Annotated in this window: 28 protein-coding genes; 14 read left to right on the forward strand and 14 right to left on the reverse strand. The window is 29.1% G+C overall.

The features are described from left to right. Positions 1 to 57: 57 nt before the first annotated feature. The 3 genes from accD to AAC008_RS04185 all read right to left on the reverse strand — a co-directional run bounded on the left by accD (position 58) and on the right by AAC008_RS04185 (position 4631). Entirely contained in the window at positions 58 to 912 is an 855-nt protein-coding gene (gene accD, locus AAC008_RS04175; protein ID WP_339887600.1) for an acetyl-CoA carboxylase, carboxyltransferase subunit beta, read from the reverse strand. Positions 913 to 977: 65 nt separating this feature from the next. Next, the gene (gene fbaA, locus AAC008_RS04180) at positions 978 to 2045 is read right to left on the reverse strand and encodes a class II fructose-bisphosphate aldolase (protein ID WP_339887602.1); all 1068 of its coding nucleotides are present in this window, start codon (positions 2043 to 2045) and stop codon (positions 978 to 980) included. A 45-nt stretch (positions 2046 to 2090) separates the two neighbouring features. Then, complete coding sequence (locus AAC008_RS04185) at positions 2091 to 4631, reverse strand: BamA/TamA family outer membrane protein (RefSeq protein ID WP_339887603.1); 2541 nt, start codon at positions 4629 to 4631, stop codon at positions 2091 to 2093. Between the two features lie 36 nt (positions 4632 to 4667). On the opposite strand from AAC008_RS04185, the gene AAC008_RS04190 reads away from it, so the two are divergent. Further along, positions 4668 to 5399, forward strand: coding sequence for an RNA methyltransferase (locus tag AAC008_RS04190; RefSeq protein WP_339887605.1), 732 nt, complete (start codon positions 4668 to 4670; stop codon positions 5397 to 5399). Here AAC008_RS04190 and AAC008_RS04195 read toward each other — a convergent pair. The 11 genes from AAC008_RS04195 to AAC008_RS04245 all read right to left on the reverse strand — a co-directional run bounded on the left by AAC008_RS04195 (position 5396) and on the right by AAC008_RS04245 (position 14587). Beyond that, entirely contained in the window at positions 5396 to 6085 is a 690-nt protein-coding gene (locus tag AAC008_RS04195; RefSeq protein WP_339887607.1) for a porin family protein, read from the reverse strand. The genes AAC008_RS04190 and AAC008_RS04195 overlap by 4 nt on opposite strands. A gap of 9 nt (positions 6086 to 6094) precedes the next feature. After that, entirely contained in the window at positions 6095 to 6826 is a 732-nt protein-coding gene (gene ubiE / locus AAC008_RS04200; protein ID WP_339887608.1) for a bifunctional demethylmenaquinone methyltransferase/2-methoxy-6-polyprenyl-1,4-benzoquinol methylase UbiE, read from the reverse strand. Positions 6827 to 6879: 53 nt separating this feature from the next. Further along, positions 6880 to 7365, reverse strand: a complete 486-nt coding sequence (locus tag AAC008_RS04205) for a dihydrofolate reductase (protein WP_339887609.1) — start codon at positions 7363 to 7365, stop codon at positions 6880 to 6882. A 33-nt stretch (positions 7366 to 7398) separates the two neighbouring features. Continuing rightward, a complete protein-coding gene (locus tag AAC008_RS04210; protein ID WP_339887610.1) occupies positions 7399 to 8196 on the reverse strand; it encodes an energy transducer TonB in 798 nt (265 codons plus the stop codon). A 6-nt stretch (positions 8197 to 8202) separates the two neighbouring features. Then, positions 8203 to 9003 (reverse strand): energy transducer TonB, encoded by an 801-nt coding sequence (locus AAC008_RS04215; RefSeq protein ID WP_339887611.1) that lies wholly within the window; start codon positions 9001 to 9003, stop codon positions 8203 to 8205. A 9-nt stretch (positions 9004 to 9012) separates the two neighbouring features. Continuing rightward, positions 9013 to 9837: a thymidylate synthase gene (locus tag AAC008_RS04220; RefSeq protein ID WP_339887612.1), complete on the reverse strand. Its 825-nt coding sequence runs from the start codon at positions 9835 to 9837 to the stop codon at positions 9013 to 9015. 79 nt (positions 9838 to 9916) lie between these two features. Further along, positions 9917 to 10258, reverse strand: coding sequence for a hypothetical protein (locus tag AAC008_RS04225; protein WP_339887614.1), 342 nt, complete (start codon positions 10256 to 10258; stop codon positions 9917 to 9919). Between the two features lie 18 nt (positions 10259 to 10276). Next, on the reverse strand, positions 10277 to 11935 hold the full coding sequence (locus tag AAC008_RS04230; RefSeq protein WP_339887615.1) for a nucleoside transporter C-terminal domain-containing protein: 1659 nt from the start codon (positions 11933 to 11935) through the stop codon (positions 10277 to 10279). A gap of 19 nt (positions 11936 to 11954) precedes the next feature. Then, the gene (locus AAC008_RS04235) at positions 11955 to 12581 is read right to left on the reverse strand and encodes a bifunctional nuclease family protein (RefSeq protein WP_339887617.1); all 627 of its coding nucleotides are present in this window, start codon (positions 12579 to 12581) and stop codon (positions 11955 to 11957) included. 233 nt (positions 12582 to 12814) lie between these two features. After that, entirely contained in the window at positions 12815 to 13783 is a 969-nt protein-coding gene (locus AAC008_RS04240) for an electron transfer flavoprotein subunit alpha/FixB family protein (RefSeq protein ID WP_339887618.1), read from the reverse strand. A 57-nt stretch (positions 13784 to 13840) separates the two neighbouring features. Next, complete coding sequence (locus tag AAC008_RS04245) at positions 13841 to 14587, reverse strand: electron transfer flavoprotein subunit beta/FixA family protein (protein WP_339887619.1); 747 nt, start codon at positions 14585 to 14587, stop codon at positions 13841 to 13843. Positions 14588 to 14787: 200 nt separating this feature from the next. Here AAC008_RS04245 and AAC008_RS04250 point away from each other — a divergent pair, with 200 nt between their 5' ends. The 13 genes from AAC008_RS04250 (at position 14788) to AAC008_RS04310 (ending at position 25690) form a co-directional block, all read left to right on the forward strand. Continuing rightward, positions 14788 to 15768, forward strand: a complete 981-nt coding sequence (locus AAC008_RS04250; protein ID WP_339887620.1) for a PKD domain-containing protein — start codon at positions 14788 to 14790, stop codon at positions 15766 to 15768. 35 nt (positions 15769 to 15803) lie between these two features. Further along, a complete protein-coding gene (locus AAC008_RS04255; protein ID WP_035666091.1) occupies positions 15804 to 16268 on the forward strand; it encodes a type VI secretion system contractile sheath small subunit in 465 nt (154 codons plus the stop codon). An 11-nt stretch (positions 16269 to 16279) separates the two neighbouring features. Continuing rightward, complete coding sequence (locus tag AAC008_RS04260; RefSeq protein ID WP_339887622.1) at positions 16280 to 17644, forward strand: DUF5458 family protein; 1365 nt, start codon at positions 16280 to 16282, stop codon at positions 17642 to 17644. A 96-nt stretch (positions 17645 to 17740) separates the two neighbouring features. Next, positions 17741 to 18127 (forward strand): type VI secretion system tube protein TssD, encoded by a 387-nt coding sequence (gene tssD, locus AAC008_RS04265; RefSeq protein WP_339887623.1) that lies wholly within the window; start codon positions 17741 to 17743, stop codon positions 18125 to 18127. Positions 18128 to 18218: 91 nt separating this feature from the next. Next, positions 18219 to 18614 carry a type VI secretion system tube protein TssD gene (gene tssD, locus AAC008_RS04270; protein WP_339887624.1) on the forward strand — a complete coding sequence of 132 codons (396 nt, stop codon included), beginning with the start codon at positions 18219 to 18221 and terminating at the stop codon, positions 18612 to 18614. A 6-nt stretch (positions 18615 to 18620) separates the two neighbouring features. After that, positions 18621 to 19580, forward strand: a complete 960-nt coding sequence (locus tag AAC008_RS04275) for a hypothetical protein (RefSeq protein WP_339887625.1) — start codon at positions 18621 to 18623, stop codon at positions 19578 to 19580. A gap of 347 nt (positions 19581 to 19927) precedes the next feature. Then, complete coding sequence (locus AAC008_RS04280) at positions 19928 to 20137, forward strand: hypothetical protein (protein ID WP_339887626.1); 210 nt, start codon at positions 19928 to 19930, stop codon at positions 20135 to 20137. 80 nt (positions 20138 to 20217) lie between these two features. Then, positions 20218 to 20931, forward strand: coding sequence for a tetratricopeptide repeat protein (locus AAC008_RS04285; RefSeq protein WP_339887627.1), 714 nt, complete (start codon positions 20218 to 20220; stop codon positions 20929 to 20931). Between the two features lie 77 nt (positions 20932 to 21008). Further along, on the forward strand, positions 21009 to 22850 hold the full coding sequence (gene vgrG, locus AAC008_RS04290; protein ID WP_339887628.1) for a type VI secretion system tip protein VgrG: 1842 nt from the start codon (positions 21009 to 21011) through the stop codon (positions 22848 to 22850). 2 nt (positions 22851 to 22852) lie between these two features. After that, positions 22853 to 24079, forward strand: coding sequence for a hypothetical protein (locus tag AAC008_RS04295; RefSeq protein ID WP_339887629.1), 1227 nt, complete (start codon positions 22853 to 22855; stop codon positions 24077 to 24079). 30 nt (positions 24080 to 24109) lie between these two features. Then, on the forward strand, positions 24110 to 24517 hold the full coding sequence (locus AAC008_RS04300) for a hypothetical protein (RefSeq protein WP_339887630.1): 408 nt from the start codon (positions 24110 to 24112) through the stop codon (positions 24515 to 24517). After that, complete coding sequence (locus tag AAC008_RS04305; RefSeq protein ID WP_339887631.1) at positions 24514 to 24873, forward strand: hypothetical protein; 360 nt, start codon at positions 24514 to 24516, stop codon at positions 24871 to 24873. The genes AAC008_RS04300 and AAC008_RS04305 overlap by 4 nt, the downstream gene beginning before the upstream one ends. Positions 24874 to 24889: 16 nt before the next feature. Continuing rightward, a complete protein-coding gene (locus AAC008_RS04310) occupies positions 24890 to 25690 on the forward strand; it encodes a hypothetical protein (RefSeq protein WP_339887633.1) in 801 nt (266 codons plus the stop codon). The last annotated feature ends 19 nt before the right edge of the window (positions 25691 to 25709 follow it).

The following is a 25709-nucleotide window of genomic DNA, read 5'->3' on the forward strand; positions in this document are numbered from 1 at the left end:
GTGTAAAATATTAATTATAAAAAAAATCCCATTCAGATTAAGAATGGGATTTTTTATTTATCTAATTTCTTGATTTAATATTAAATCAATATATAAGTTTATTTTGTTTTTCAACTCTTTTCTATGTGCTATAAAATCTAAGAAACCATGTTCTAATAAAAATTCTGAAGTTTGAAAACCGTCAGGCAAATCTTTACCAGTGGTGTCTTTTACAATTCTTGGTCCAGCAAAACCAATTAAAGCTCCTGGTTCACCAATATTAATATCACCTAACATTGCATATGACGCGGTTGTTCCACCTGTTGTTGGATCAGTACACAATGAAATGTAAGGTATTTTTTTGTCTGCTAGTTGTGCTAATTTTACAGAAGTTTTTGCCAATTGCATTAAAGAATAAGCGGCTTCCATCATACGTGCACCACCAGATTTTGAAATCATTACAAAAGGCAATTTGTGTTTTATTGAATAATCAATTCCACGAGCAATTTTTTCTCCAACAACTGCACCCATTGATCCACCAATAAAGGCAAAATCCATGCAACAAACTACCAAATTATTTCCCTTTGATTTTCCAACTGCTGTTCTAACTGCATCTTTCAATTCAGTTTTCTTCATAGCATCTTTTAAACGATCGCTATATTTTTTTGTGTCTTCAAATTTCAAAGGATCTTTAGATGTTAATTTTGCATCTAACTCTTTAAATGTATTTTCATCAAAAAGAATTTCAAAATATTCTTTACTTCCAATTCTTACATGAAAATCATCTTCTGGGCTAACCCATAGATTTTTTGCTAATTCCTCTGTGTCAACAACTTTTCCGGTTGGAGATTTGTACCATAAACCTTTTGGTACATCTTTTTTATCTTCTGTAGCGGTTGTTATACCTTTTTCTTTTCTTTTAAACCAAGCCATATTTTATAATTATGAATTATAAATTATGAATTATGAATTAATTTGTAATTCGAAATTCGTAATTATTATAATGTGTTTACGTTATTTAAATCTGAGAAAGCTTGTTCTAACCTTTTGATAAAAGTTAGTTCACTTTCGCGTACCCATTTTCTTGGGTCATAATGTTTTTTGTTTGGACTATCTGGTCCGTCTGGGCTACCTATTTGAGTTTTTAAATACTCAATATTTTTAGTCATGTAATCTCTTGATCCTTCTGTGTATGCAAATTGCAAGTCAGTGTCAATATTCATTTTTATTACACCATAACCAATAGCTTCTCTAATTTCTTCAACTGTAGAACCACTTCCACCATGAAAAACAAAATCAATTGGGTTCTCTTCAGTATTATAGTGTTTTTGAACGTATTCTTGAGAGTTTTTTAAGATTTTTGGAGTTAATTTTACATTTCCTGGTTTATAAACACCATGAACGTTTCCAAAGGCAGCAGCAATTGTAAAACGGGGACTAATTTTCATTAACTCTTCGTAAGCATAAGCAACTTCTTCAGGTTGTGTGTATAATTTTGAACTATCTACATCAGTATTATCAACTCCATCTTCTTCACCACCTGTAATTCCTAATTCTATTTCTAAAGTCATTCCTATTTTACTCATACGAGCTAAATAAGTTTTACAAATTTCAATATTTTCTTCAATAGGTTCTTCTGATAAATCTATCATATGAGAGCTATATAAAGGTTTACCTGTTTCTGCAAAATGTTTTTCAGAAGCATCTAATAAGCCATCAATCCAAGGTAATAATTTTTTTGCACAATGATCTGTGTGAAGAATTACAGTTGCACCATAAGCTTCAGCTAATGTATGAATGTGTTTTGCTCCAGCGATTCCACCTAGTATTGCAGATTTTTCATTTTCATTTGAAAGCCCTTTTCCAGCATTAAACTGTGCACCACCATTTGAAAATTGAATAATAACAGGTGCATTTAATTTAGCTGCTGTTTCCATAACAGCGTTAACTGTGCTAGAGCTAACTACATTAACTGCAGGTAGAGCAAAGCCTTTTTCTTTTGCAAATTTAAATATGTTTTGTATTTCATCTCCTGTTGCAACACCAGGTTTAATATTGTGAGCCATAATTAGATTGTTATGTTATTTTGACAAAAATATGAATTTTAAATATTAGAATGGGTAATTTATTCCAAAATTTAGAACAGTTTTATTAAAGTTAAGGTCTCTAAACCATCTTTCATTTTCGGGTCTTCCAGGATTATATGTCTTATATCCAAAATCTAAACGGAATACAAAAAAGCTAAAATCGTAGCGAAATCCTATTCCTGTTCCTAATGCAATGTCTTTTAATGAAGAAATTCCGTTAAAGGTGTAAGATTTGTCCTCTACGTTATCAAAAACATTCCAAATATTTCCTGCATCAGCAAAAAAAGCGCCATATAATTGTCCAAAAAACGGGAAACGATATTCAGCATTGAAGGCCATTTTAAAGTTTGCTTCATTAAAATCATTAATTCCACCACTTGAGCCTGGCCCAAGGGCATATGGTTGCCAACCTCTATTGTCATTTGAACCTCCCGAAAAGTAACTTTTAGAAAATGGAATAGAATTAGAATTTCCATAAGGAACAGCTAATCCCACAAAACTTCTCATAGCGTAACTTCTTTTTCCACCTAGGTCCCAATGTTTAATGTATTCAAAATCTCCTTTTATATATTGTGCATATTCAACACCAAATAATGTTTTGTTTCCATTATCGCTATTGGGTTGATCAGATACATTTGTTAAAAGAGAAATAACATTTCCTGCAGTTTCTAATTTTACCTTTATATTGTGGAAACTATTATCGTAAATATCACTTTTGTTAGTAGTTGAAAATGTAAAACTTGATGCAGCTATTAAGTAATTTTCAATTAAACGTTGTCTTCTTTCTCCAATACTTCTTACTGTCTGATAGTCAGTGTTGCTTGGTGTAAGAGATGTTTGCGATGTAATAACATCATTAATAAAGGACACTGCACCCGTAGAGGTTAAATTGCCGTTTTCAATGTTTTCAGGATTAATATTATAGGTTTGAGCAATTGCATTTAAATCATCGTAAGAAGAGCCATACACATTAAAGTAATTGTTAATATTTAGGTTTCTTACATATTGAAGGTTTAATAATTCAAATTTGGAAACATTGTTGATTTTTCGAGTCCAACTATAATCAATAATTCCAGAAAAATTTTCCTTGTCAAGTCCAATATTTGTTTGCCTAAATAAACCTACTGACATATTTGTTGAAGGCAACATTTCTTTTCTAATAAGCTTTGATGTTGGAAATAAAAAGAATATTCTAGGGAAAGTTAATTTGGCATCAGCACCATATTCCGATAAATTAAAAAACACTCCTTTTGGATTGGCTAAATCTTTAGAAGAACCAACATTTCCTCTAGTTGAAACTTGAAGTAGTTCTGCACCTCTAAAAACATTTCTGAAGGTTACAGATAAATTTCCTGCAATTCCAAAATCTTGAATATTTGAATGTATAAAATCGACATTAGGGTTAAGATTATATTTTTTAAATGGCGATAAATTAATGTTTGTAATTAATGCTGTACTATCTTTATTTTCTTTATAGTCAATATTTGGATAATTAAATACATTTAAATTACTCAAAGAACGTGAAGTTAAAAAACGAGAATTATCACTATAATAATCATCTTTACTAATAAAAATTGCATTGGTAATTGCTTTTGGTCTGTATTTTATTTTTTTTGATCCATAAATTGTATAGTTCTTATAAGTTATACTATCTGTGATTTTTGATTTGTCTTTTATAGCATCATTATCTACATAAACATTTACTTTTTCAATTTTGTAAATTTTGTGTGGAATTTCATAATTAGTTTCATCAACAGTTATGTTTCTGTCGTTTATTTTTACATCAACAGCTAATTTTTTTGTAATAGTATCTTGATAAACATCATAATTAATGTCGTTTTCTTGAAAATAATAAGCACCATTATTTCTAAAATGATTAGTTATTCTTTTGCGTTCTATTTCAAAATCGGTAACAATATATTTTTTATTTAATTTTAAATAGGATTTGTTTTTAATTGATTGATACATGCTGTCAATAATTTTAGTTTCAATAATTGAGGATATTGAATCAATTAAATATGGTTTGTTTTTTACTAAAGTATAAGTTACTTTTCCTCTTTTTTTTCCTATCGAATCAATTTCAGCTTTTACTTCATTGTCAAAATAACCAATGCTGTTGTAGTAAGAATTTAATCTTTTTTTAGATTTTTCAATTTTAGTTTCGTCAATAATAATAGGAGCTTCTCCTACTTTTTTAAAGAAATTACTATATCCTTTTACCAAAAAAGATTCTCCCAAACGATTGACCTGTTTTTCGGAAAGTAGGTTAATTAAATTTTCTTTTCTATTCGGTTTTTTATTTAACCAAGCTACATAAGACGAATCAACATCTTTTTTACTTAAATGATATAAATAAAGTCGAATGGGAATTTTTAAAAAGCTCGAATTTGGTTTTTGATAAAGTAATACCTGAATACTATCTTCTGCAACTTTTTGATTGTCAATGATAATTTCATTTTTTACTAATAGCATTTCATCATCTGGCACTCGCATTAAAGGAGAACAAGAATAGATAATTGCAGTTATTACAATTAATAATGCTATTTTTGATAAATTATATTTCAATTTGCAGTATATATTGGTTCAAAAATACTTCTTTTTATGATTAGTAAAAATCAAATTAAACTAATAAAGAGTCTTCAACAAAAAAAATACAGAAAACTGTATCAATTATTCATTGCTGAAGGTGTAAAAGTAATTCAAGAATTGCTTAATTCCAATTATGAATTGGTTGAATTGTTTACAACACAAGAATTATTCTTAAATATTGAAAAAGCAAAATTAAATTTTATTTCAGAAGCTGACTTAAAAAGCATTAGTGCACTTGTTACACCAAATGAATGTTTAGCGGTTTTTATTATTCCAGAAAAAGTTAAAGTTGATTATTCAAATACTTTACAAATTGCATTAGACGACATTCGCGATCCAGGAAATATGGGAACAATTGTTAGATTAGCTGATTGGTTTGGTGTGCAGAATATTATTTGTAGTGAAGCTACAGTTGATGTTTTTAACCCAAAAGTTATTCAATCTACTATGGGTTCAATTGCTAGAGTAAATGTTGAGTATTGCGATTTAAAAAAAGAATTACTTTTAGCAAAAGTTCCGGTTTATGGAACGCTTTTAGAAGGAAAAAACATTTATGCTGAAAAATTAATGCAGCCAAGCATTATTGTTTTAGGAAATGAATCTAATGGAATATCTGAAGAAATTCAAAAACTAATTACTCATAAAATCACGATTCCACGTTTTGGAACTTTGCAACAAACCGAAAGTCTAAATGTAGCAACAGCAACAGCAATTGTATTAAGTGAGTTTTGTAGAAATTCTTAATGAAACGAAAAGTTTAAGAAAACGCCTCTTGTTCGCATAGCATCTATGTTATTCGTCCATTGACTATTTGGGTCTTTATCTCTAACTAATTCGTCATTCATGCTAAAAACACCTCTAATTGAAGGTGAAAAGATGAAATATTCCAAATATAAATCAACTCCAAACCCTAATTCGTAATTGTTAGTCCATTTTTTCATTCTAAAAACGTCAGATTCATTATCGTCTGGAGAATCTTCAAAACTACTTAAATTTAAACTTCTAGAAACACCACCAATAAGATATGGTCTAACGTTTCCGAATCGTTTAGAAGAGAATTTTACCAATAAAGGAAAATGAATGTAAGTAGATTTAACTTCTCTAAAGCGATCTACAGGATCAACAATATCTGGATAAATTAAATTTCGTTCTGTATAATATAGACCTGGCTCAAAACGTAAGTCAATATTTTCGTGAAGTCTTAAATTTCCGATTAAACCTACATTGAAACCAGTAGTGTTTTGTACTTCTAAATCTTTTGTAACGGATTTATAATCAAACTGAAAGTCATAGAAATTAAAACCTAAATAAAATCCCCAATGAACCCTATTTTTTTGAAAATTCTCTAAATTAATTATAGGGTCTTTTCCAAATTGTGCCTGATTAGTGAGCGTAAATAACGCAAAACAGATTATAAAAAGTTTTTTCATTTTTAGCAATTACTTCTTAGATGCATGATAAATTGTAGCAACTCCAAATGTTTGAGGAAGATGCTGTACATCTATAAACCCAATTTTTCGTAAAATATTGTTTAATGCTTCACCAAAAGGAAATTCATTGGCAGAATCTGACAAATAACTATAAGCTGCTTTGTCTTTTGAAAACAATTTTCCAACCAAAGGTAAAATAAATTTAGAATGAAAAGCATATCCTTGTTTAAAAGGAAATTTTGTAGGAACAGAAGTTTCTAGAATTACAAAAATACCGTTAGGCTTTAACACACGAAGAATTTCCGACAAACCTTTTTCTAGAGTTTCAAAATTTCTTACTCCAAAAGCAACTGTTATAGCATCAAAATAATTATCAGGATAAGGAATACTTTCGCTATCACCCAAAACCATTTGAATTTTTGAATCTAATTTTTTTTCAGCGATTTTCTTTTTTCCAACTTCTAGCATTCCAGCGGAAATGTCTAGACCAATAATTTCTTCGGCAGAAGTGTTAGTCATTAAGATAGCTAAATCACCAGTTCCAGTTGCAATATCTAAAACTGTTTTGGGATTTTTAGCTGAAACTAATTGCAATACTTTTTTACGCCATTTTACATCAATTCCAAATGAAATTACACGGTTTAAGCCGTCATAATTACCAGAAATGTTATCAAACATCTGGGCAACTTGCTCTTTTTTACCTAATTCAGAATCTTTATATGGTTTTATGTTTTCTGCCATTTTATTTTTATTGGACTGCAAAAGTACAATTTATAATCATAATCAAATAATTATTACCTTTTAACAAACGTTAAATAAGTAAAATCATATTCATGTTTTTCGTCTTTTGGATGATATTCAGATTGAATGACTTCCCAAATGTCTTCATCTATTTCAGGAAAAAACGTATCAGCATCAACTGTAGTATGAACTCTTGTTAGTTCAATTTTATCAGCAATTTCGATAGATTGCTTGTAGATTTGTCCACCACCAATAATAAAAATATCTTCATTTTCTGGGCAAACTCCAATAGCTTTTGACAAACTATTTACCAAAATACAACCTTCAGGAACTTCATAATCTTCTTGTCTTGTAATGATTACGTGAGTTCTATTAGGTAAAGGTCTTGGGAAACTTTCAAAAGTTTTTCTTCCCATCACAATATAATGACCAGAAGTTAAAGCTTTGAAACGTTTAAAATCATCTGGCAAGTGCCAAACTAAATCGTTGTCTTTTCCAAGAGCATTATTTTCTGAAGCTGCTGCGATAAGTGTTAGCATTTTAATAGAGTTTATTTTAAAAATATTCTTTTATTATCTACCAACCATTTTAAAAATAATTGGTTGAAGGTATGATACTTTAACTTTTTTGCCATTTTGTTGACCCGGATTTAGTGTTGGCATTTTTTGAATAATATCCAAGCCACTTTTTTGTAAAATAGGATGACCATCAAAGACTGTTATATCTTCAATTGTTCCGTCTTTTTCAATAATAAAGAAAATTTGTATTCTTCCTTGAATGTTGTTTTCTCTAGCTAATGTTGGATAAGCGAAATGTTTTTTTATATGGTTATTCATTTTTTCCATAAAGCATTTTTTCATTAACTCATTATCTTCTTTTACTTTGCAGTTTTTAAAAGATGGAATTTTTTCAATAACATCAATTTTTGTGTTTTCGTTTGGCTTATTTGATTTTTCTATCATAACATATTCAGAATCTAACTTAAAAACCATTGTTGCAATGTAATTTTCTATATAACCATTGTTATTAACGTATGGTTTTATTAGTGGTAGTTTGTTAAAAGTTTTTTCAAGAAGATTTGTTATGAATGCAGATTCTTTTTCAACTTCATAAATTTCGACTTTACCTTCAGTCGTAATTATTATTGTAAAAGTGATAGATGAATTATTGAATTTTACATATTCTTCATTTGTTTTATATTCTTTGGCAAATTCATTTTTCACTACTTCTTTGATAGTTGTTGAATAACTTGCTTTTGAATATTTTTTCATAGTATCATTATGAAAAAAAATATTTTTATAGATGGTGTCTTTTTGAGAAAAAGATATTGAAGTAATAAATAAAAGGGTTATTAAAAATAAATTTTTCATAAATAATTATTTTCTTTTTTTATTTTCTAGTTTATAAAATATAGGTTGTGCATAAGAAACATTAGTTTTTTTTCCATTTAATTCACCAGGAATAAACGGTGGTAATTTTAAGATTAAATCTAAAGTGCTACTTTGGATAATTGGATGTCCTTCTACAATAGTAATGTCTTCAATAGTTCCATCTTTTTCTATAGTAAAAAAAGCAATTGTTCTTCCTTGAATGTTATCTTTAATTGCTTTTTTTGGATACGTAAAGTTCTCTTTTATGTGATTATTCATTTTTTCCATGAAGCAATTTTTCATTGATTCATTGCTTAAAATAGGATTACAATTTTTGAAACGTGGAATTTTTTCTAATATTTTAAACCTATCAAGATCTTTTACAGTGTCTTTTTCAATAGGTAATTCAAACTTTGAATCTAGTCTAAAAACCATAACAATTGAATACCAATTTTTAAAATTATCTTGATTAACAAATGGTTTAATTTTTGGTAATTTTTTAAATATTTTGTCAATAAAAGTGAAGACCTCACTATTACTTGCTTCTAAAATGCTGATTGTTCCTGTTGTATCTGCAACTATAACAATACTAAATGGGGAATTGTCTAATTCTTTAAGTTTATAATTTGAATTGAATTCTTTTACAAACTCATTTTTTATTATCTGTTTAATAGTTTTAGAATATTCATATTTGGAATATTTTTTCATAGTATCATTATGAAAAAAAACATTATTGTAGACGGTGTCTTTTTGAGCAAATGAAATTGAAACAATAAACAAAAACGAAAGTAAAAACAGCTTTTTCATATATAAAATTTAAACAGCAACAGCTCCTTTAATATGTGGATGAGGATCATAACCTTCTAAAGTAAAATCATCAAAAGTAAAATCAAAGATGTTTTTTACATTTGGATTTAATATCATTTTTGGTAGTGGACGACATTCTCTTGAAAGTTGTAGTTCCAATTGTTCCATGTGATTGTTATAAATATGTGCATCACCAAAAGTATGTACAAAATCACCTACTTGTAAATCACAAACTTGTGCCACCATCATTGTAAATAATGCATAAGAAGCAATGTTAAAAGGAACTCCTAAAAAAATATCAGCACTTCTTTGATATAACTGACAACTTAATTTTCCATCAGCCACATAAAACTGAAAAAATGCATGACAAGGTGGTAAAGCTGCTTTGTTATTAGCTACATTTTCTGCAAAAGATTTAGAAGTGTCTGGTAAAACACTTGGATTCCAAGCTGAAACTAACATTCTTCTACTGTTTGGATTGTTTTTTAAAGTGTCGATTAATTCTGTGATTTGATCAATTTCTTCACCATTCCAATTTCTCCACTGATAGCCATAAACAGGACCTAAATCTCCGTTTTCATCTGCCCAATCATCCCAAATTTTAACTCCGTTTTCTTTTAAATAATCAATATTTGTATCCCCTTTTAAAAACCAAAGTAATTCATAAATAATTGATTTTAAGTGTAGTTTTTTAGTAGTCACCATTGGAAAACCTTTACTCAAATCAAAACGCATTTGGTAGCCAAAAACACTTTTTGTTCCTGTTCCTGTTCTGTCTCCTTTTTGGTTTCCGTGTTCTAAAACGTGTTTTACTAAGTCGTGATATTGTTTCATTTTTTAGGTTAAAAGGTTAGGTGTTTAAAAGTTTAAATGGCTTTGAGTTTGTTTTTGTCTACTGAATTAACTTCAGCATCTATTTAGTTTTTATTCTATATGAATTAAAATTATCTTCAAGGCTTTTTAAATATGTGTAAACTAAAATAGGAAAAATCAATGAAGCATAGGCTATGAATCCAGATTTAAAGGTCAAAATAAGTGATAATATTGAAATAAAAACACTTATCAATAGAATTATTTTATTTGATTTAGCTGTAATTTTATTAATGTGTATTTTGTCTTTCTTATGACATGAAAAACATGTGTATGACAATTCATCTCCTTTTTTCATCTGAAGAGTTCCTCTATCATCAAAATCAATTTTTACTTTGTTTTCAGAATTACAAAAATTACAATTAAAAACATGGTTTAAAAACATTTCAATTTTCTTTAAATTTTACCCAATAATCATTCCAGCAATAGTAGCTGATAAAAGCGAAGCTAAACTTCCTCCAATTACAGCTTTTAATCCAAATTCTGACAATGTTTTACGTTGGTTTGGTGCTAATGAACCTATTCCACCAATTTGAATTCCGATTGAAGCAAAGTTGGCGAAACCACATAACATATAGGTAGCCATTATAACAGATTTATCATAAGTAAAATGAATATTACTTGACATGTTTTTTAATTCAGCTAATTGTATGTATCCTACAAATTCAGAAGCCGCTAATTTAACACCCAATAATTGTCCCATTAACATCATATCTTCAGACGCTACACCAATTAGCCACATTAAAGGAGAAAATATAATTCCTAAAATTGTTTCTAGTGAAAAAGCTTTATATGGAGTGTTACTAGCAATGACATCATTTAAGCCTGTCCAACCACCAATCCAACCAAGAGTGTAATTAATCATTGCAATAAAAGCGATAAAAACTAATAACATTGCCGCTACGTTTGCTGCTAATTTTAAACCTTCAGTAGTTCCTGTTGAAATTGCATCTAATATGTTTGAACCAATTTTTTCTTTAGAAACTTCTACATTAGTATTTATTTCTTCTGTTTGAGGATATAACATTTTTGATATAACAATTGCACCTGGAGCCGCCATAACTGAAGCCGCTAATAGATGTTTAGCAAATTCTAATCTTAATACAGGATCATTTCCACCAAGGAAACCAATGTAAGCCGCTAAAACTCCACCGGCAACCGTCGCCATTCCACCAATCATAACTAATAGAATTTCTGACTTATTCATTTTTTCTAAATAAGCTTTAATCATTAATGGTGCTTCGGTTTGACCCAAAAATATGTTTCCTGCAACCGATAAACTTTCTGCTCCAGAAATAGATAGTAGTTTAGTTAATACTTTAGCTAAGCCTTTAACTACAATTTGAATTACTCCTAAATAAAATAATAATGAAGTCAAAGCAGAGAAAAAGATGATAGTTGGCAATACTTGAAATAAGAATATGAATCCGAAACTTTCGATATTCATCATGCCTCCTAAAAGAAATTCACTTCCAGCTCTTGTAAAGTCAAGTACCAAAACGAATAAATTTCCAACAAATTCAAATCCAGCTTTTACAAAAGGAACTTTTAAAACTCCAATTGCTAATATTAATTGAGCTGCAATTCCTAAACCAACCGTTTTCCAATTTATGGCTTTTTTATTGGCACTAAAAAGATAAGCAATTCCTAAAAGCGATAACATTCCTAAAATTCCTCTCCAAATACTAGTGAAAGTCATTCCTTTACTTTTTATGAGTTGAGCATTTGTATTTTTTTTAACTTCTTTATTTGATGCAAAAAAAGAATAGGCTTTTCCTTTGTTTTTGATGACTAAAGTTGAATCTGTTTTAGCTTCGATTACAAAACGTTTTGTTGGTGAATCGGAACCGTTTTCGAACAAAAAGATAAAATTATCTTGCACTAAATAATCACCTTTTTGATTAATGCTGTCATTAGCAATTTGTAATGTGTAAGAACCTTTTTGAAGCTCTAAATAATCACTTTCAGAACTTGATAATTGCCATTTTTTTTCAATTTCTTGAGCTTTTATAGCATTGAAGCTGCAAAGTACAGCCAACAAAAAAACTATTTTTTTAAACATTTTCGTTTGGTTAGTTTTGTTAAGATTCTTTTTTTGAAATTTCATCACGAATGCGAGCAGCTTTTTCGTAATCTTCGTTTTGAACAGCTTCTTCTAGCTTTTCGTATAATTCTTTAACTGTAAATTGGCTTAAACCATCTGCTTTAGGTTTTTTTTCTTCATTAGCAAAAGTTTCTGGAGTTGATAAGACACCATCATTATCAATGTTTTCGATGTTTTCGTCAATTGGATTTGTATTTAAATAAATACCGGCTTTGTCTAAAATATTTTTATATGTAAAAATGGGTGCTTGAAAACGTAAAGCTAGTGCAATTGCATCTGAAGTTCTAGCATCAATTATTTCTTCAATTTTATCTCTTTCACAAATAATACTTGAATAGAAAACGCCGTCTACCAATTTATGAATAATGACTTGTTTAACTACAATGTCAAATCTATCAGCAAAACTCTTGAATAAATCGTGCGTTAAAGGTCTAGGAGGTTTTATTTCTTTTTCGAGAGCGATTGCGATGGATTGCGCTTCAAAAGCTCCAATTACGATTGGTAATTTACGTTCGCCATCTACTTCGTTTAAAATTAAAGCATAAGCTCCATTTTGAGTTTGACTGTACGATATTCCTTTAATAGTTAATTTTACTAAACTCATTCTTTGTGTAAGTTAAGAGTTGATTAAATCAAGCCTTACATTAATAAATACAAAATACATTTTTCTAATAGCCCTGATTGTAGCGGCATCCTTTTTTGAAAAAAAGATATAGCGAAAAGCAGGAAAATGGCTGCTAAATAAAGACCAAGCCATTCGCTCCAAAAATAAAAAAAAGAGCTATCTAAACAAAGATAACTCTAATTTTAATATAATTTATTTTTAAACACTTGTTTTTAAGCGTTCGAAGCTTTGAAAGCTTTTAGTTTTTCGATTAATTTTGGAACTACATCAAATGCATCTCCAACAATACCATAATCAGCAACTTTGAAGAAAGGAGCTTCTGGATCAGTGTTGATTACAACTTTTACTTTTGATGAGTTAATACCAGCAATATGTTGAATTGCACCAGAAATTCCGATAGCAATATATAAATTTGCGGCTACTGGTTTTCCTGTTTGACCAACGTGTTCGCTATGAGGTCTCCAATCCATGTCAGAAACTGGTTTAGAACAAGCAGTTGCTGCTCCAAGAACAGAGGCTAATTCTTCAATCATTCCCCAGTTTTCTGGACCTTTTAATCCACGACCGGCAGAAACTACAATATCTGCATCTGCGATAGTTACTTTACCTGATACTTTTTCAACTTTTTCAACTTTTACAGAGAAATCTGCTTCGTTAAGTGTTGGAGTAAAATCTTCTTCAGAAAGAGAAGAACTAGCTTCAACTAATCCGAATGAGTTTTTAGCTAAAGCTAATACTTTAACATCAGTCGAGATTTCTGTAAAATTGAAAGCTTTGTTTGAAAAAGCTGTTCGTTTTACTTGAAATGGACTTGTGCTAACTGGTAAAGCAACCACGTTAGAAGCAAATCCAGCATTTAAATAGGTTGCAACTAATGGAGCAAGATACAAACTATCTGTTGAAGAAGATAAAACAATTACTTTGCTTCCTTCTTTTTCTGCGGCTTGTTTTACTACATCAGCGAAAGCTTTTGCATTGAATTTTGATAAAGAATCATTGTTTACTTTTAATACTTTATCTACTCCGTAATTTGCTAATTCAGCAGTTGAACCAGCGTTAATTGTTACAGCGGTAACGGTTGTTCCTAATGAATCTGCAACTTTTTTTGCGTAAGAAGCTAATTCAAAAGCAACTTTCTTAAATTTTCCGTCAGCAGATTCTGCGTATATTAATAATGACATAATTTTTTGATTTAAAGATTGAAAAATTTAATAATTTAAAGATTTCGAAATTCGTATTTAAATAACTTTTGCTTCGTTATGTAATAAATTCACTAATTCATCTAGGTTATCTGCACTAACTAATTTTACAGCAGATTTTGCAGCTGGTTTTTCAAATTTCACAGCTTTTGTAGCTGTTTCATTGTTAGATGGTTCTACAACCGTAATTACTTTAGTTCGAGCTTGCATAATTCCTCTCATGTTTGGAATACGAAGGTCTTTTTCTTCTACTAAACCTTTTTGACCACCAACTACCAAAGGTAATGTTGCAGAAAGCGTTTCTTTTCCACCATCAATTTCTCTTTGGGCTGTTGCGTTATTTCCTTCAACCGTTAAGCTTATGCAAGAATTTACAAAATTGTAACCTAAATCAGCCGATAACATACCAGGAACCATTCCACCATTATAATCTAAAGATTCTTTTCCTGCGATTATAAGGTCATAATTACCTTGTTTTGCAACTTCAGCTAATTGTTTTGCAACAAATGTTCCGTCAGTTGGGTTAGCGTTTATACGAATAGCATCATCTGCACCAATTGCTAGTGCTTTTCTTAAAGTAGCTTCAGAATCAGCTAATCCAACATTAATAACCGTTACAGTTGCTCCTTGTTGTTCTTTAAAATGCACAGCTTTTGTTAATCCAAACTCATCATTCGGATTAATCACGAATTGAACACCATTTGTGTCAAACTCAGTATCGCCATTTGTAAAATTAATCTTCGAAGTAGTATCAGGCACATTGCTGATGCAAACTAATATTTTCATCTTATCTAATTTGAATATTTATGGCACGAAAATACAAAAAAATGTTTTAAAAGTACTATGCATGCATAATAAATTTTATTAAAATTGGAATTTTAACGAAAAAGATATTCCTGAAATATTTTATGTTAGGAAAAAAAGAGTATAATAAATATTTTTTTTTATATATTTGATAAAAATATTTGTAAGAATTAATCATAGATATGAACAACCAGAATCAAATTAAAACACACTTTGATAGTAATGTAATTATCTTTTTTGCTTTGTTGTTTGTTTTTTCTTGTGGTTTATTGGCTTTTAAAAATAATGAAAAAGAAGCATGTTTGGTAGAAGACTTCAATATTGAAGGCCTTGCGTTAGAGGAAGGAGAATTGCTAACTTTTTCTGACAATTCTGACAATTCTTATGCTTGGAGATGGTATTTCGGAGATGGGAGTGATATTTCATACAAGTCAAAAGTGACTCATGTTTTTAAAAAATCCGGAATTTACAAAGTTAAATTATTAATAAACAATTCTTGTGTTCTAGAGAAAAACATTAAGATTTCACCAAGAAGCCTTGCTGTTGTTGAGAAGAAATTAGATGTTGATTTTTTCGTCCCAAGTAAGGTATATCAAGGTCAAAAAATAAAATTTTCGGACAAAACTGAAAATGGAACAACCTGGGAATGGAGATTTGGAGAAACGGATGTTGTGGATAGTAAGAAAAAAAACCCAACATATGCATACAAAACAGCAGGAGTTAAAACAGTATCTATAGTTGTAAATGGAGACAAGAAGAATGTCAAATTTAAAGATATAGTAGTTGTGATGCCAGAAGTAAAAAAAACGATTAAAAGAATAAAAGTAAATAATAAAGTTGAAAATGTTCCCGAAGTAGTTGTTGAGGTATTGGAGACTCCAAAAGTAGAGGTTATAAAAGCTATCAATGAAGTCGAATTAACAGAATTGATATATATTATTTCTGAAGGAAAATTATCTTATGAAAGTTTTAAAAATAATTTTTGTTTAGACAAGCTTCCCCTGGTACAAGTTAATGATGTTGCTAAGTACATTTCGCTTAAAGAGTTTTATGATTTAGTAGTAGATAAAAAAATAAAAATAAAAGAGGTTAAAATTAATAAAGAGAAAAATAAATGTATTGTGTTAGTATTGGTTTATTACAAACAAAAAACATTTTTCTAATATAATAATAATTTAAAGAACTAAATAAATATATTATGGCAAAAACATTTTCAAACAGTTATGGTATTGGTGGTAATGAAGTTAGAGTTGAAGGCCAAGAAGGAATTCTTGAAATCCCTCAAAACAGGACTTTAATTGCTCAGAAATTGACACCAACAACTCCAGTAAAACCCGAAATAGTTACTGGATTAAAAAATATGGATGAAGTTTTTGAACATTTTGATCCAAAAGTAAATGTAACTTTTGAAGATGAAGCCGGACAAAATATCAAAGAAGAATTAAAGTTTAAAAATGTAGGAGATTTCTCTATTAATGGGATAACGCAACAGAGCGCATTTTTAACGGATTTAAAAACTAAAACAGAACAGTATCAAAAAATGATTAAGCAATTAAAAACTAATAAGGTTTTAAAATTGGCTTTACAAGATCCTGAAGCAAAAAAATCTATTATAGAAACTTTAGAAACATTGATTTCTGAAATTGATCAATCTGATAAATAAGAATATATATTATGGCAAATCAAGAGAATAGTAAAGCTGCAGCAAATGCAAATAAAGAACATGATAAAAAATCACATTCAATTGAACAGAGTTTAGAAAAATTCATTCAATTTGGAGGTTTTGATTTATTAGAAGGATCAATTGAAGGCGTTCAAAATTTAAACCCAGAAAGAAAGGCTAGAAAAAATATTTTTTTAACAGAATCTAACAAAAAAGCCGAAAGAGAAACTTTGAAAAAAGTTTTAAAGCTTTGGGCTGATTCATTAAAATCATCAGATAATTTAGTGGATTTGGTAAATGAATCTACTGTTAAATCTGAAGAAGCAAGTAAAACGCTTAAGAAAAACTTAAAAATTGCCGTTGAAGAAACGCATGAGTTAGAAGGTAATTACAGATCTATTTCGCTTTTTTACAAGAATACTGAAGAAAGTAAAATTAAAAACATATCAATAATGAATGCTGAACTAGATCAGTTAAAAGATTTAGATAATTCAAGATTTATTGATAATATTGAAGAAGAATTAGTTCAAGGATTTGATAGATTAGATTTGAGACAAAATTATTCTTTATTAGTTATTCCAGGATATTTAGGGTCAAATAAAGTTATTGAAAAATGGGCTAAAATTGCTTATGAAAATAAAGTGATGTTGGTTACAGATTTTCAACATTTAGATGAACCAGATGATGTTATGGAAATGTTTGAATCTGCAAATTTAACAGGAGGAGATACTTACCGTTCTAATGTGATGATGGCTTGTAACTGGTTAGTTGGAAGAGGTAAACATGATGAAATTGATGAAGAGGATAATTTATACATTCCACCTTCAATGGCTTTAGCAGGAAAAGTTTATAATACTTTAATGTCGCAAGTAACTGCGGGTAAAAAATTTGGTGGAATTAATGAGGTTGATGGTGTAAAATTTGACTTAAAGAAAAGCGAAATTGCCAACCTTGAAAACCTAGGTTTAATACCTATGGTAAATGAATATGGAAAAGTAATGGCTTTCTCTGGAAAAACATTGTTTAATGGTGATAATTTAGGTTTACAAACTTATTCTGTTGTTCGTGTGTTTGATTATGTAACAAAAGTATTGATGGATTTCTTAAACAGAAGAGCTTTTGAAAATTTTAATGCTAAAACAAGAAAAGAAATTTTAAATCAAATTGTAAAATTCTTGGATAATGTAGCTGGACCAGATAAATTAATCGAAGATTTTGAAATAAAACGATTTGAACAAGATCCGAATCAGAAAGACAGAATATTCTTAGACATACGTTTAAAGCCTTATTTTCCTGCAAAAAACTTCTTAATTAAAATGGATGGACAAAAAGGAGATGATGGTAACGATTGGGATACAGAATATTCTGAATCATAAATTTAAAAATAATAATATTTTTTTTACATTTAATAAATAAATTTTTTATAAATTAGCTCATTACTGTTTGAATTTTAACCTTTTAAAAATAAAATTATGTCATTTAAATCAAAATTAAAAGTTGGCGGAAAAGAATTAAATATCTTAAGTGCTTCTTATGATTTACATCAAGAAGTAGATGCTAGCGGAAGACCATCTTCTGTAACAAGAGGAGGAACAATCTATTTAACTGTAGAATCTACTGGTGATTCATTCTTTTTTGAATGGATGACTAATAATTTCGAAAGAAAAGACGGTTCAATTCAGTATGTAAAACGTGATACTGATGCTAAATTAAAAGAACTTAACTTTAAAGAAGGTTATTTAATTAAGTATAAAGAAACGTTTGATGCTACAGGAACAAATCCTTTAGTTGAGACTTTTACTATCTCTGCGAAAGAAATTTCAATGGGCGGTGGAGAGCACATTAACGAATGGGTGTAGTTTTACAAATGCATTAAATTAATGACAAGGAGTTACATTACTCTTTGTCATTAATTATTATTTCTGTTTTAATAATCTTAATTGTGTAGATATGTCTTTTTTAGCAAAACTTGAAATAGATGGGGAAGTTATGAATGTGTTGGAATTCCAGTTTTCTGTTGGTCAAGAAATCGACAAAAGTGGAAAACCTTCTGCTGACCCAAACGGTGGTAGATTTAGACTCGTTTTGGAATCTACCAAAAGTACAATGCTTTTTGATTGGATGATTAGTAATAATCAAACTAAGAATGGCAAAGTTACTTTTTATAGAAGAGATGCTATTTCTAAAATGAGAGAGCTTCAGTTTAATGAAGGCTACTGCATTGGTTATGATGAGGTTTTTTTAGCACAAAGTAATACTTCAATGAGTGTTGAAATAATTGTTTCTGCAAAAGAAGTTATAATGAATGGTTCAAAATTCACAAGAAACTGGCCGTTGAAATTCTAAAATACAATGGACGAATTAGAAGCAAATTTTTTCCTTGGATTAAGTATTCATTTTGGGGGACCAAAAAAACCTTACATGTCAGGAACGGCAGGTGTTGGTGTTAGCCAAAGATTTAATTATGTTACACCTGGAGTAAATCTTGCAGTAAATTTTTATAATGGTGGTCTGGGTGCTTTACCAAATAGTTCAAATTTTAATATTGATGCTGTTTTAACTCCAAAACTTACTGTAGGTGGTGGTAGAGGTAATGCTATGGATATTTATCCACTGACTTTAAATAGTGGAACAGGTTTAGAAGATAACTTTAAATATTCTGCAACTTTAGGAACTAATTTTATTGTAAACAATAACAATAGAAATCAGCAAGTTGGTTTTTTACAAGTTAGAGCTTTTGACTTTAGCTTTCAGACTTACAATGATTTTAATGGATTTAAGAAAATTGGAATTAGTGATGGTTATGACCGTTGGTTTACTGGTGGAGGAAATTTCACTTTTGGTTCCAAAAATAGTGATTTTCAATTTATTATTGCAAGTGATGTTTTTACTGCCGACACAGATGTTCAACCACGTTCAACACAAATTATTGATGGTAAATCAGTAAATTCTGAAGAAATGTTGTTAGATGTTTATGATACGAATATTTCATCTCCGAAGGAAGGAAGTTTTTATAATAGATATTTTACCCATAAACCTAATATTGCCTCACAATTGACTCAAGATTATTTAAATGAATATAGAAACGGTGTTCAGTGGAATAATCAAATGCATGATTTTTCTCTAAATCAAGGAAGAACTTCTTTTAAGTTAAAAACTCCTCAAGGAAATTTTGGTTTGAATGGGCTTGGCTCATCTCATATGTGGTCACAAAACGCCATACACAATAAGATAAATTTTCATGTTATTCCTTCAACAGTTCCAAATTATTGGGAATTCCAATACACGGCTTCCCCAAATAGTCCTTTTTAAATGAATAAATATATAGTAATATTATTTTTTTTTTAGCCAGTTGTGAAATTTTTCATAATGCAAGCAATACTTTACCTAAAGAAAAATATAAATTTTATAAAAAAGAATTCATAAAACCAGTTGATTCAGAACTTAAAACTCATGGAATTTACTATCGTAAATCAAATGAAATTTTTAAGTATGACTTAAAAACGTATAATAAAATTTTTGGAGAAATAGGACATCCAGCTTTAAAGGGACTAAATCCGAAAGAAGATACTACGATTTATTTTAATAGATTTTACTACTACAATTTTACCGATAAAGGCACTTGGTTTCAGTCAGGTGGTTTTTATTCAAAACAAGAAATGTTGAATGATTTTGATACTAAAAAAGATAATGAAAATCAAAATTTATATAAAATTTCAAACGACACTTTGTTTTTGGAATCTTATAATTCCTATAGAAAAAAATTAGAATATTCAAAAGCACTTATAAAAAAAGACACAATTTTTGTTTCTGATATTAAAAACAACACTAGTTCAGTGGTTTATGTTTTTTATGAATTGCTAAATTAATACCGTTTATTTGATGTTTTTATTGAAAATAATAACTTTTCAATATTTACGTTTTTATTATAATTATCAAAATCAAATTCATGAAAAATTTCAAAGGCGGTGTAATATTCATTTTTTTTATATTTTCAAGTTTAAATATTTATAGTCAAATTACTGATTTTAATGATTTTGATGATGTGTTTAAAAAAGAATTAATTGCAAATAACAATGCTTTAAAAGAGCGAATAAGTAATTTTCCTCAAGTTGCAAAAGATATAAATTCGCAAATCTCAAGTCAAGTTAGACAGAAAAATTATAGTGAAGCATTATTTTTAGCTAATAAATTGGATAGTATTTTACCAAATAACGCAGATGTTAAAGATTTCAAGGCTAAAATGTGTATTAGAATAGATGACTATGAAAACGCATTAAATTTATTCTCTGAAGCAATAAAATTGTCACCTCAAAACAAATGGTTTTATGTAAGCAAATCAGGTTTGCTTATCGAAATGGAAAAATATGATGAAGCATTATTTTTAGTAGAAGAATTAATAAAAATAGAAGAAAATTGGAGTTTTTCCTATTATATGAAAGCAATAGTTTTAGCAAATCAAAATATTGAAAATGAATCATTAATTGAATTTGAAAAAGCAATAAATGCAGAACCCAAAAGTGCTATGATTTATTTTAATAGAGGAGATTTATATTTAAAATTAGGAAAAAAAGAATTAGCTATTGAAGATTATAATAGGGCATTGAAAATTCAACCGAACTATTTTTTAGCATCAGACAGATTAATAACAGTCAAAGAATAATTTTTTTAATTTTTTTTATTAGATTTACATAGATAATTAGGTTTAATTTTTCGTTAATACTACTAAAAATATTTCTTATGGCAATCAGTACAAAAATCAGCATTACTATTGGAGGTGAAATACTTACCCGATTTTCCAAGCTAGTTATTCATCAAAAAGTCCATACACACCACACCTTTTCTGTACTTCAACCTTTGCCAAAAGAATTTGTGAGTCAAGCCATCGATAAAGCCCAAAGTTATATTGGTGAGCCTATCAAAATCGAAATCACTCCAACGAGTCTTTCGACGACTTCACCATTTGTTTTTAACGGAATAATTACAGAAGCCCAAATGATCCGTACATCAGGAGCAGCAGGTGGAATCATCATAAACGGATATAGTCCAACCATCGTTATGGAAGGAACTCCAAAAACAGTTTCTTACACAGACCAATCTTTATCCGATGTTGTTAAGAAAATAACCTCAAATTATGGTCAAAAAGAACTGCAACCAACCGTTAAAGTCAATAATGACAGTTCAATGCCTTACACCGTTCAGTACAGAGAAAGCGATTTTAGCTTTGTAGCTAGATTAGCCCAAAAGAAAGGCCAATGGTTTTATTACAACGGAGAAGAATTAGTTTTCGGACAACCGACTTCAAAGAATTTTACCTTAGAATACGGCCGTTCGTTGCATAGTTTTAATATTGAAATGCGAACCAAACCACTTGGATTGGAATATATTGGCTATGAATCAAGCAGCGCAGAAACCCAAAAAGCAAATACCTCAGAAATAAATTACCAACCAGAAGGCTATGCTAAAGTAGCTTTTGAACGTTCAAAAAAGTTATTTCCAGATAACTCGACAATGCTCTATACACATCCAATTGAGGAAGGAAGTGCAAGAACCCATTTAGTTGATAGAGTCACGACACAATTACAATCAAGAGCAGCCGACTTAGTTACAGCAAAAGGAGATAGTGACGAAACAGGTTTAAGAATTGGAGATGTAATTTCAATTCAAGAACCAGCCTTTTCATTAACTGGAAACCTAATTGACGGCTTACAAGAACAAAACTTCGGAAGTTACATCATAACCGACATCACGCACGTTTGTGAAGAATCAGGATCATACCATAACAGTTTTCAAGCGGTTCCAGAAGATGTTTTAGCACCACCTTACGGGAATGTGCATAGTCACCCAATTGCTGATACCCAAACCGCAGTTGTGACAGACAACAACGATCCAGCAGGACTAGGAAGAGTACAAGTAAAATTTGCTTGGCAAGAAGACAACACTCCATGGATTCGAATGACCAATCCACATGCAGGCTCAGGAAAAGGAATGTATTTCATCCCAGAAATTGGAGAAGAAGTATTAGTTGCTTTTGAAGCTGGAAATGCAGAGAAACCATTCGTTTTAGGAACCATGTATAACGGAAGCGAAAGTTCTAGTTATGCAACTACAGGAAATGATATAAAAATAATTCAAACACGAAGTGGACACATAATTAAGTTTACTGAAGATGAAAGTATAATTATTACTGATAAAAGTGGAAATGAAATACATTTTGATACCGTTGGAAGTAATATTAATATTACCGCACCAAAAACTCTAAATATTAGTGCTACAGACATAAATATTACGGCAAGTAACGACATTAATATTACAGCTGGAAATAATAAAACAATCGGTGTTGGAGCAAATCAAAATGTTTTTGTTGGAAATTCAAACAATGTAAGTGTTGGTGGTAATAACGCTTTAAATGTAGGTGGTGAAATGATTGAAACAATATTAGGTGACTTTAAATCACACACTGAAAAAGAAAGAATTGTTAGCAGTGAAAAAGGATATGAATCCTCAAGTAATGGATCAATAAACAAACATTCTCAAAAAGAAATTCAGAATAATAGTGGTGAAAAGGCTAAAGCTCATTAAAAATGACAAGAATTAGAATTGTAGGAGGTCAATTAATAGAAACAACAGGTGGTGATTATAATATCTACACCAAGGAAAGTATTGTTTATAGTGCAGCAACAACAATTACTGAAACTGGAGTTGAAAAAGGAGTGAGTTATGGTAATCCTGAAACTTATACTCCTGCGCAAATAGAATCAGAAATTGAAGTAAAAATTTTAAAGGATACATTTTTACCTTTAGGTATTTCAAATTTTAAAGGAGAAATTGAAAATAGCACAATTAAATTCGAGATTAAATGTAAAAAAGGAACTGCAGAAAATTTAACTTTTTTTATTAAACACGAAGGCTCTACATTATTTACAAGAAAAATTGATAATTCTTTAACATCAGGAGATAAAATTACTGTTGAATGGGACGGATTCTCAGATTCAAAAATATATGATAGCACGCTTTTTACCGAAGAAGAATTAACTGTTGAAATAACCGGAGCTGATAATGAAGCAAAAGATATTTTTAAATCAAAATATGATAAAGTAAAATGGGTAGACATCAAGATTGATAATAATACAAAAAGAATAGATGTCATCTTAAGAGTTAATTTGTCAAATGGTAAAGTTGATAGTGATGTTACAAAATCTTTATCAGATTTAATTTCAATGGCATTATTAGGTCTTGAAAAATATTGGGGAAGAAATAAAACAAGAACAATTGGAAATTCATTAAATGTTAACGGCAATGAATACGAGATATTTATTAAGCCATTAAATACAGAAGAAAATTCAATGCCAAGTTTAAAAATTTATGCTTCAGCTAAAAAATATGGTAGATCTAGAAATTGGATTTTATCTAGAAAATTGTTTTATAATGAAGGTGAAACATACGGGATTTATCAAGAAGTTTCAATAAAATATCCTGCAATGATATTGCCAATAACTGTAGAAGATGGAGTCATAATAGATAATGAAAATTATAGTCATACAGCTGCTCATGAAATAGGACATGAAATCTTACAGGTATTTGGTGGAAAAAAGGATTATTCATATGTGCATAAAAGCACTTCAACATTAATTACGCAAGAGGTTAAAAAAGAAAGTACATTACCTTTTTCAGGAGAAATAGATTTAATGATGTATTATTCAGACGATTATTTTGTTGATAGAGATAGTAATCATTTTTATGAAAGAAATATTGCTCATGAGAATGACTTATTAGGTTTAATATGGTGTTCTAAGTTAAAAATAAAATAGAAATGCTTCTTAAAAAATAAGTTTTAACAAATGAAAAATTTAATAATAATTTTATTTAGCTTAATTGTATTTTCATGTTCTTCAAATAAACAAATTTTAAGCCCTAATATAGAGTTTATTATATTTGATAGTGTCACTAAAAAACCGTTAAGCAGTGTTGCTTTATTTACTAATGATTCTAAAGGCACTAGTGAAAATTTAATCTTATATTCAGAAAAATCGAATGCTGAAGGTTTAATTTATTTCAAAGAAAAATATATTTATTTGAAAGGAAATATTAGAAATTTTACACCTATCCCAAATACAAAATTTTATTTTAAAAAAGAAGGGTACGAAGATGTAGAAATAGAATTTTTCAAATATTTCAATGTAACAGAACAGTCAGATTTACAGAAAAAATATGTTTCCGATTCCATTTTTATGAAGTTAAAAGAATGAAAAACTTTACATTTTATTTAGTAGTACTAATAATGTTTTCATCATGTGTAAGTAGATTGAAAACTCCTTATATGCAAGGTTTTGTTTTCGATGAAAATAAAGAACCATTAAAAGAAGTCGACATTTGTTTAAACGATGAATGTAAAAAAAGCGATGAAAAAGGATACTTCACATTTAAGAGAAAAACATATTTAGAATTTATTCAGATTGGTGGAGAAGCACCACCTTTATTTTATAATTTGAAAATTTCAAAGATAAACTATAAGGATACAATAATTCAATATAGAAGTAAATATGGAGGAGCAAATGTGGATATAAAAATGAAATATGACAGTATTGTTTTAAGACGAAATTAAAAAACAGAATGATTTTATGCCAGTAAATAACAATACCATTTTAAGTTCAAACTATTTTGAAGTTAGTAACGAAATTGGATTAAAAATCGGAGAAGCTGATTCAAACGCTAAAGCTACTTATGAACTTGTTTTTAAGAGAAAACGCAATGAAAATTATGATATTGAACTAACTAGATTGAAATTTTTAGTAAATCAAAAAGAAATAGTAAATAAGTTTTCAAATATCTCTAATGCATATTTTGAATGTTTATTTCCCATGCAGTTTGTGATAGTTAATGATACCTTAGATTTATCTAATTATAAGGAAATAAAAAAAAGAATAGAAAAAACAGATGAATTCTTAACAAACAAATATAATGGTGAAGGATTAAATTATATAAGAAAAGAATTTTTAGATAAAGTAGCTACTGAATTAGAAATGAAACAATTCGTTAATTCCCTAAATATTCTAAAAATTTTCAATTTAACTTTAAATCGATTTTTAGAAAATGTAGTTTCAGAATTTAGCTGGACAATTCCAGCTACTGGAAAATCTCTTTGGAACTTAAAGAAGATTGAGGATGAAAACGAAGCCGTAAGTTTTAGTTCTAAACAATTAAACGATAAAGAATTTATAAGTTCTTTAAATAATTATTTCATTAAAAATAATCTAACAAGTCTTGCTACAGATGAAGAAATAATTGAAAGTGATTTCTCAACAAATATTATTTATGAAAGTACTAATTTAAATATAAAAGAACTGAATAATAATTGTAAGATAAAAGTCGGTAAATTTTTTGAGTACAAAGAAAATATTACAATAAAATCATTACTTTAGTACAACTATTAACAAAAAG

Origin of the sequence: uncultured Flavobacterium sp. (assembly GCF_963975515.1) — a bacterium.
GTDB lineage: Bacteria > Bacteroidota > Bacteroidia > Flavobacteriales > Flavobacteriaceae > Flavobacterium.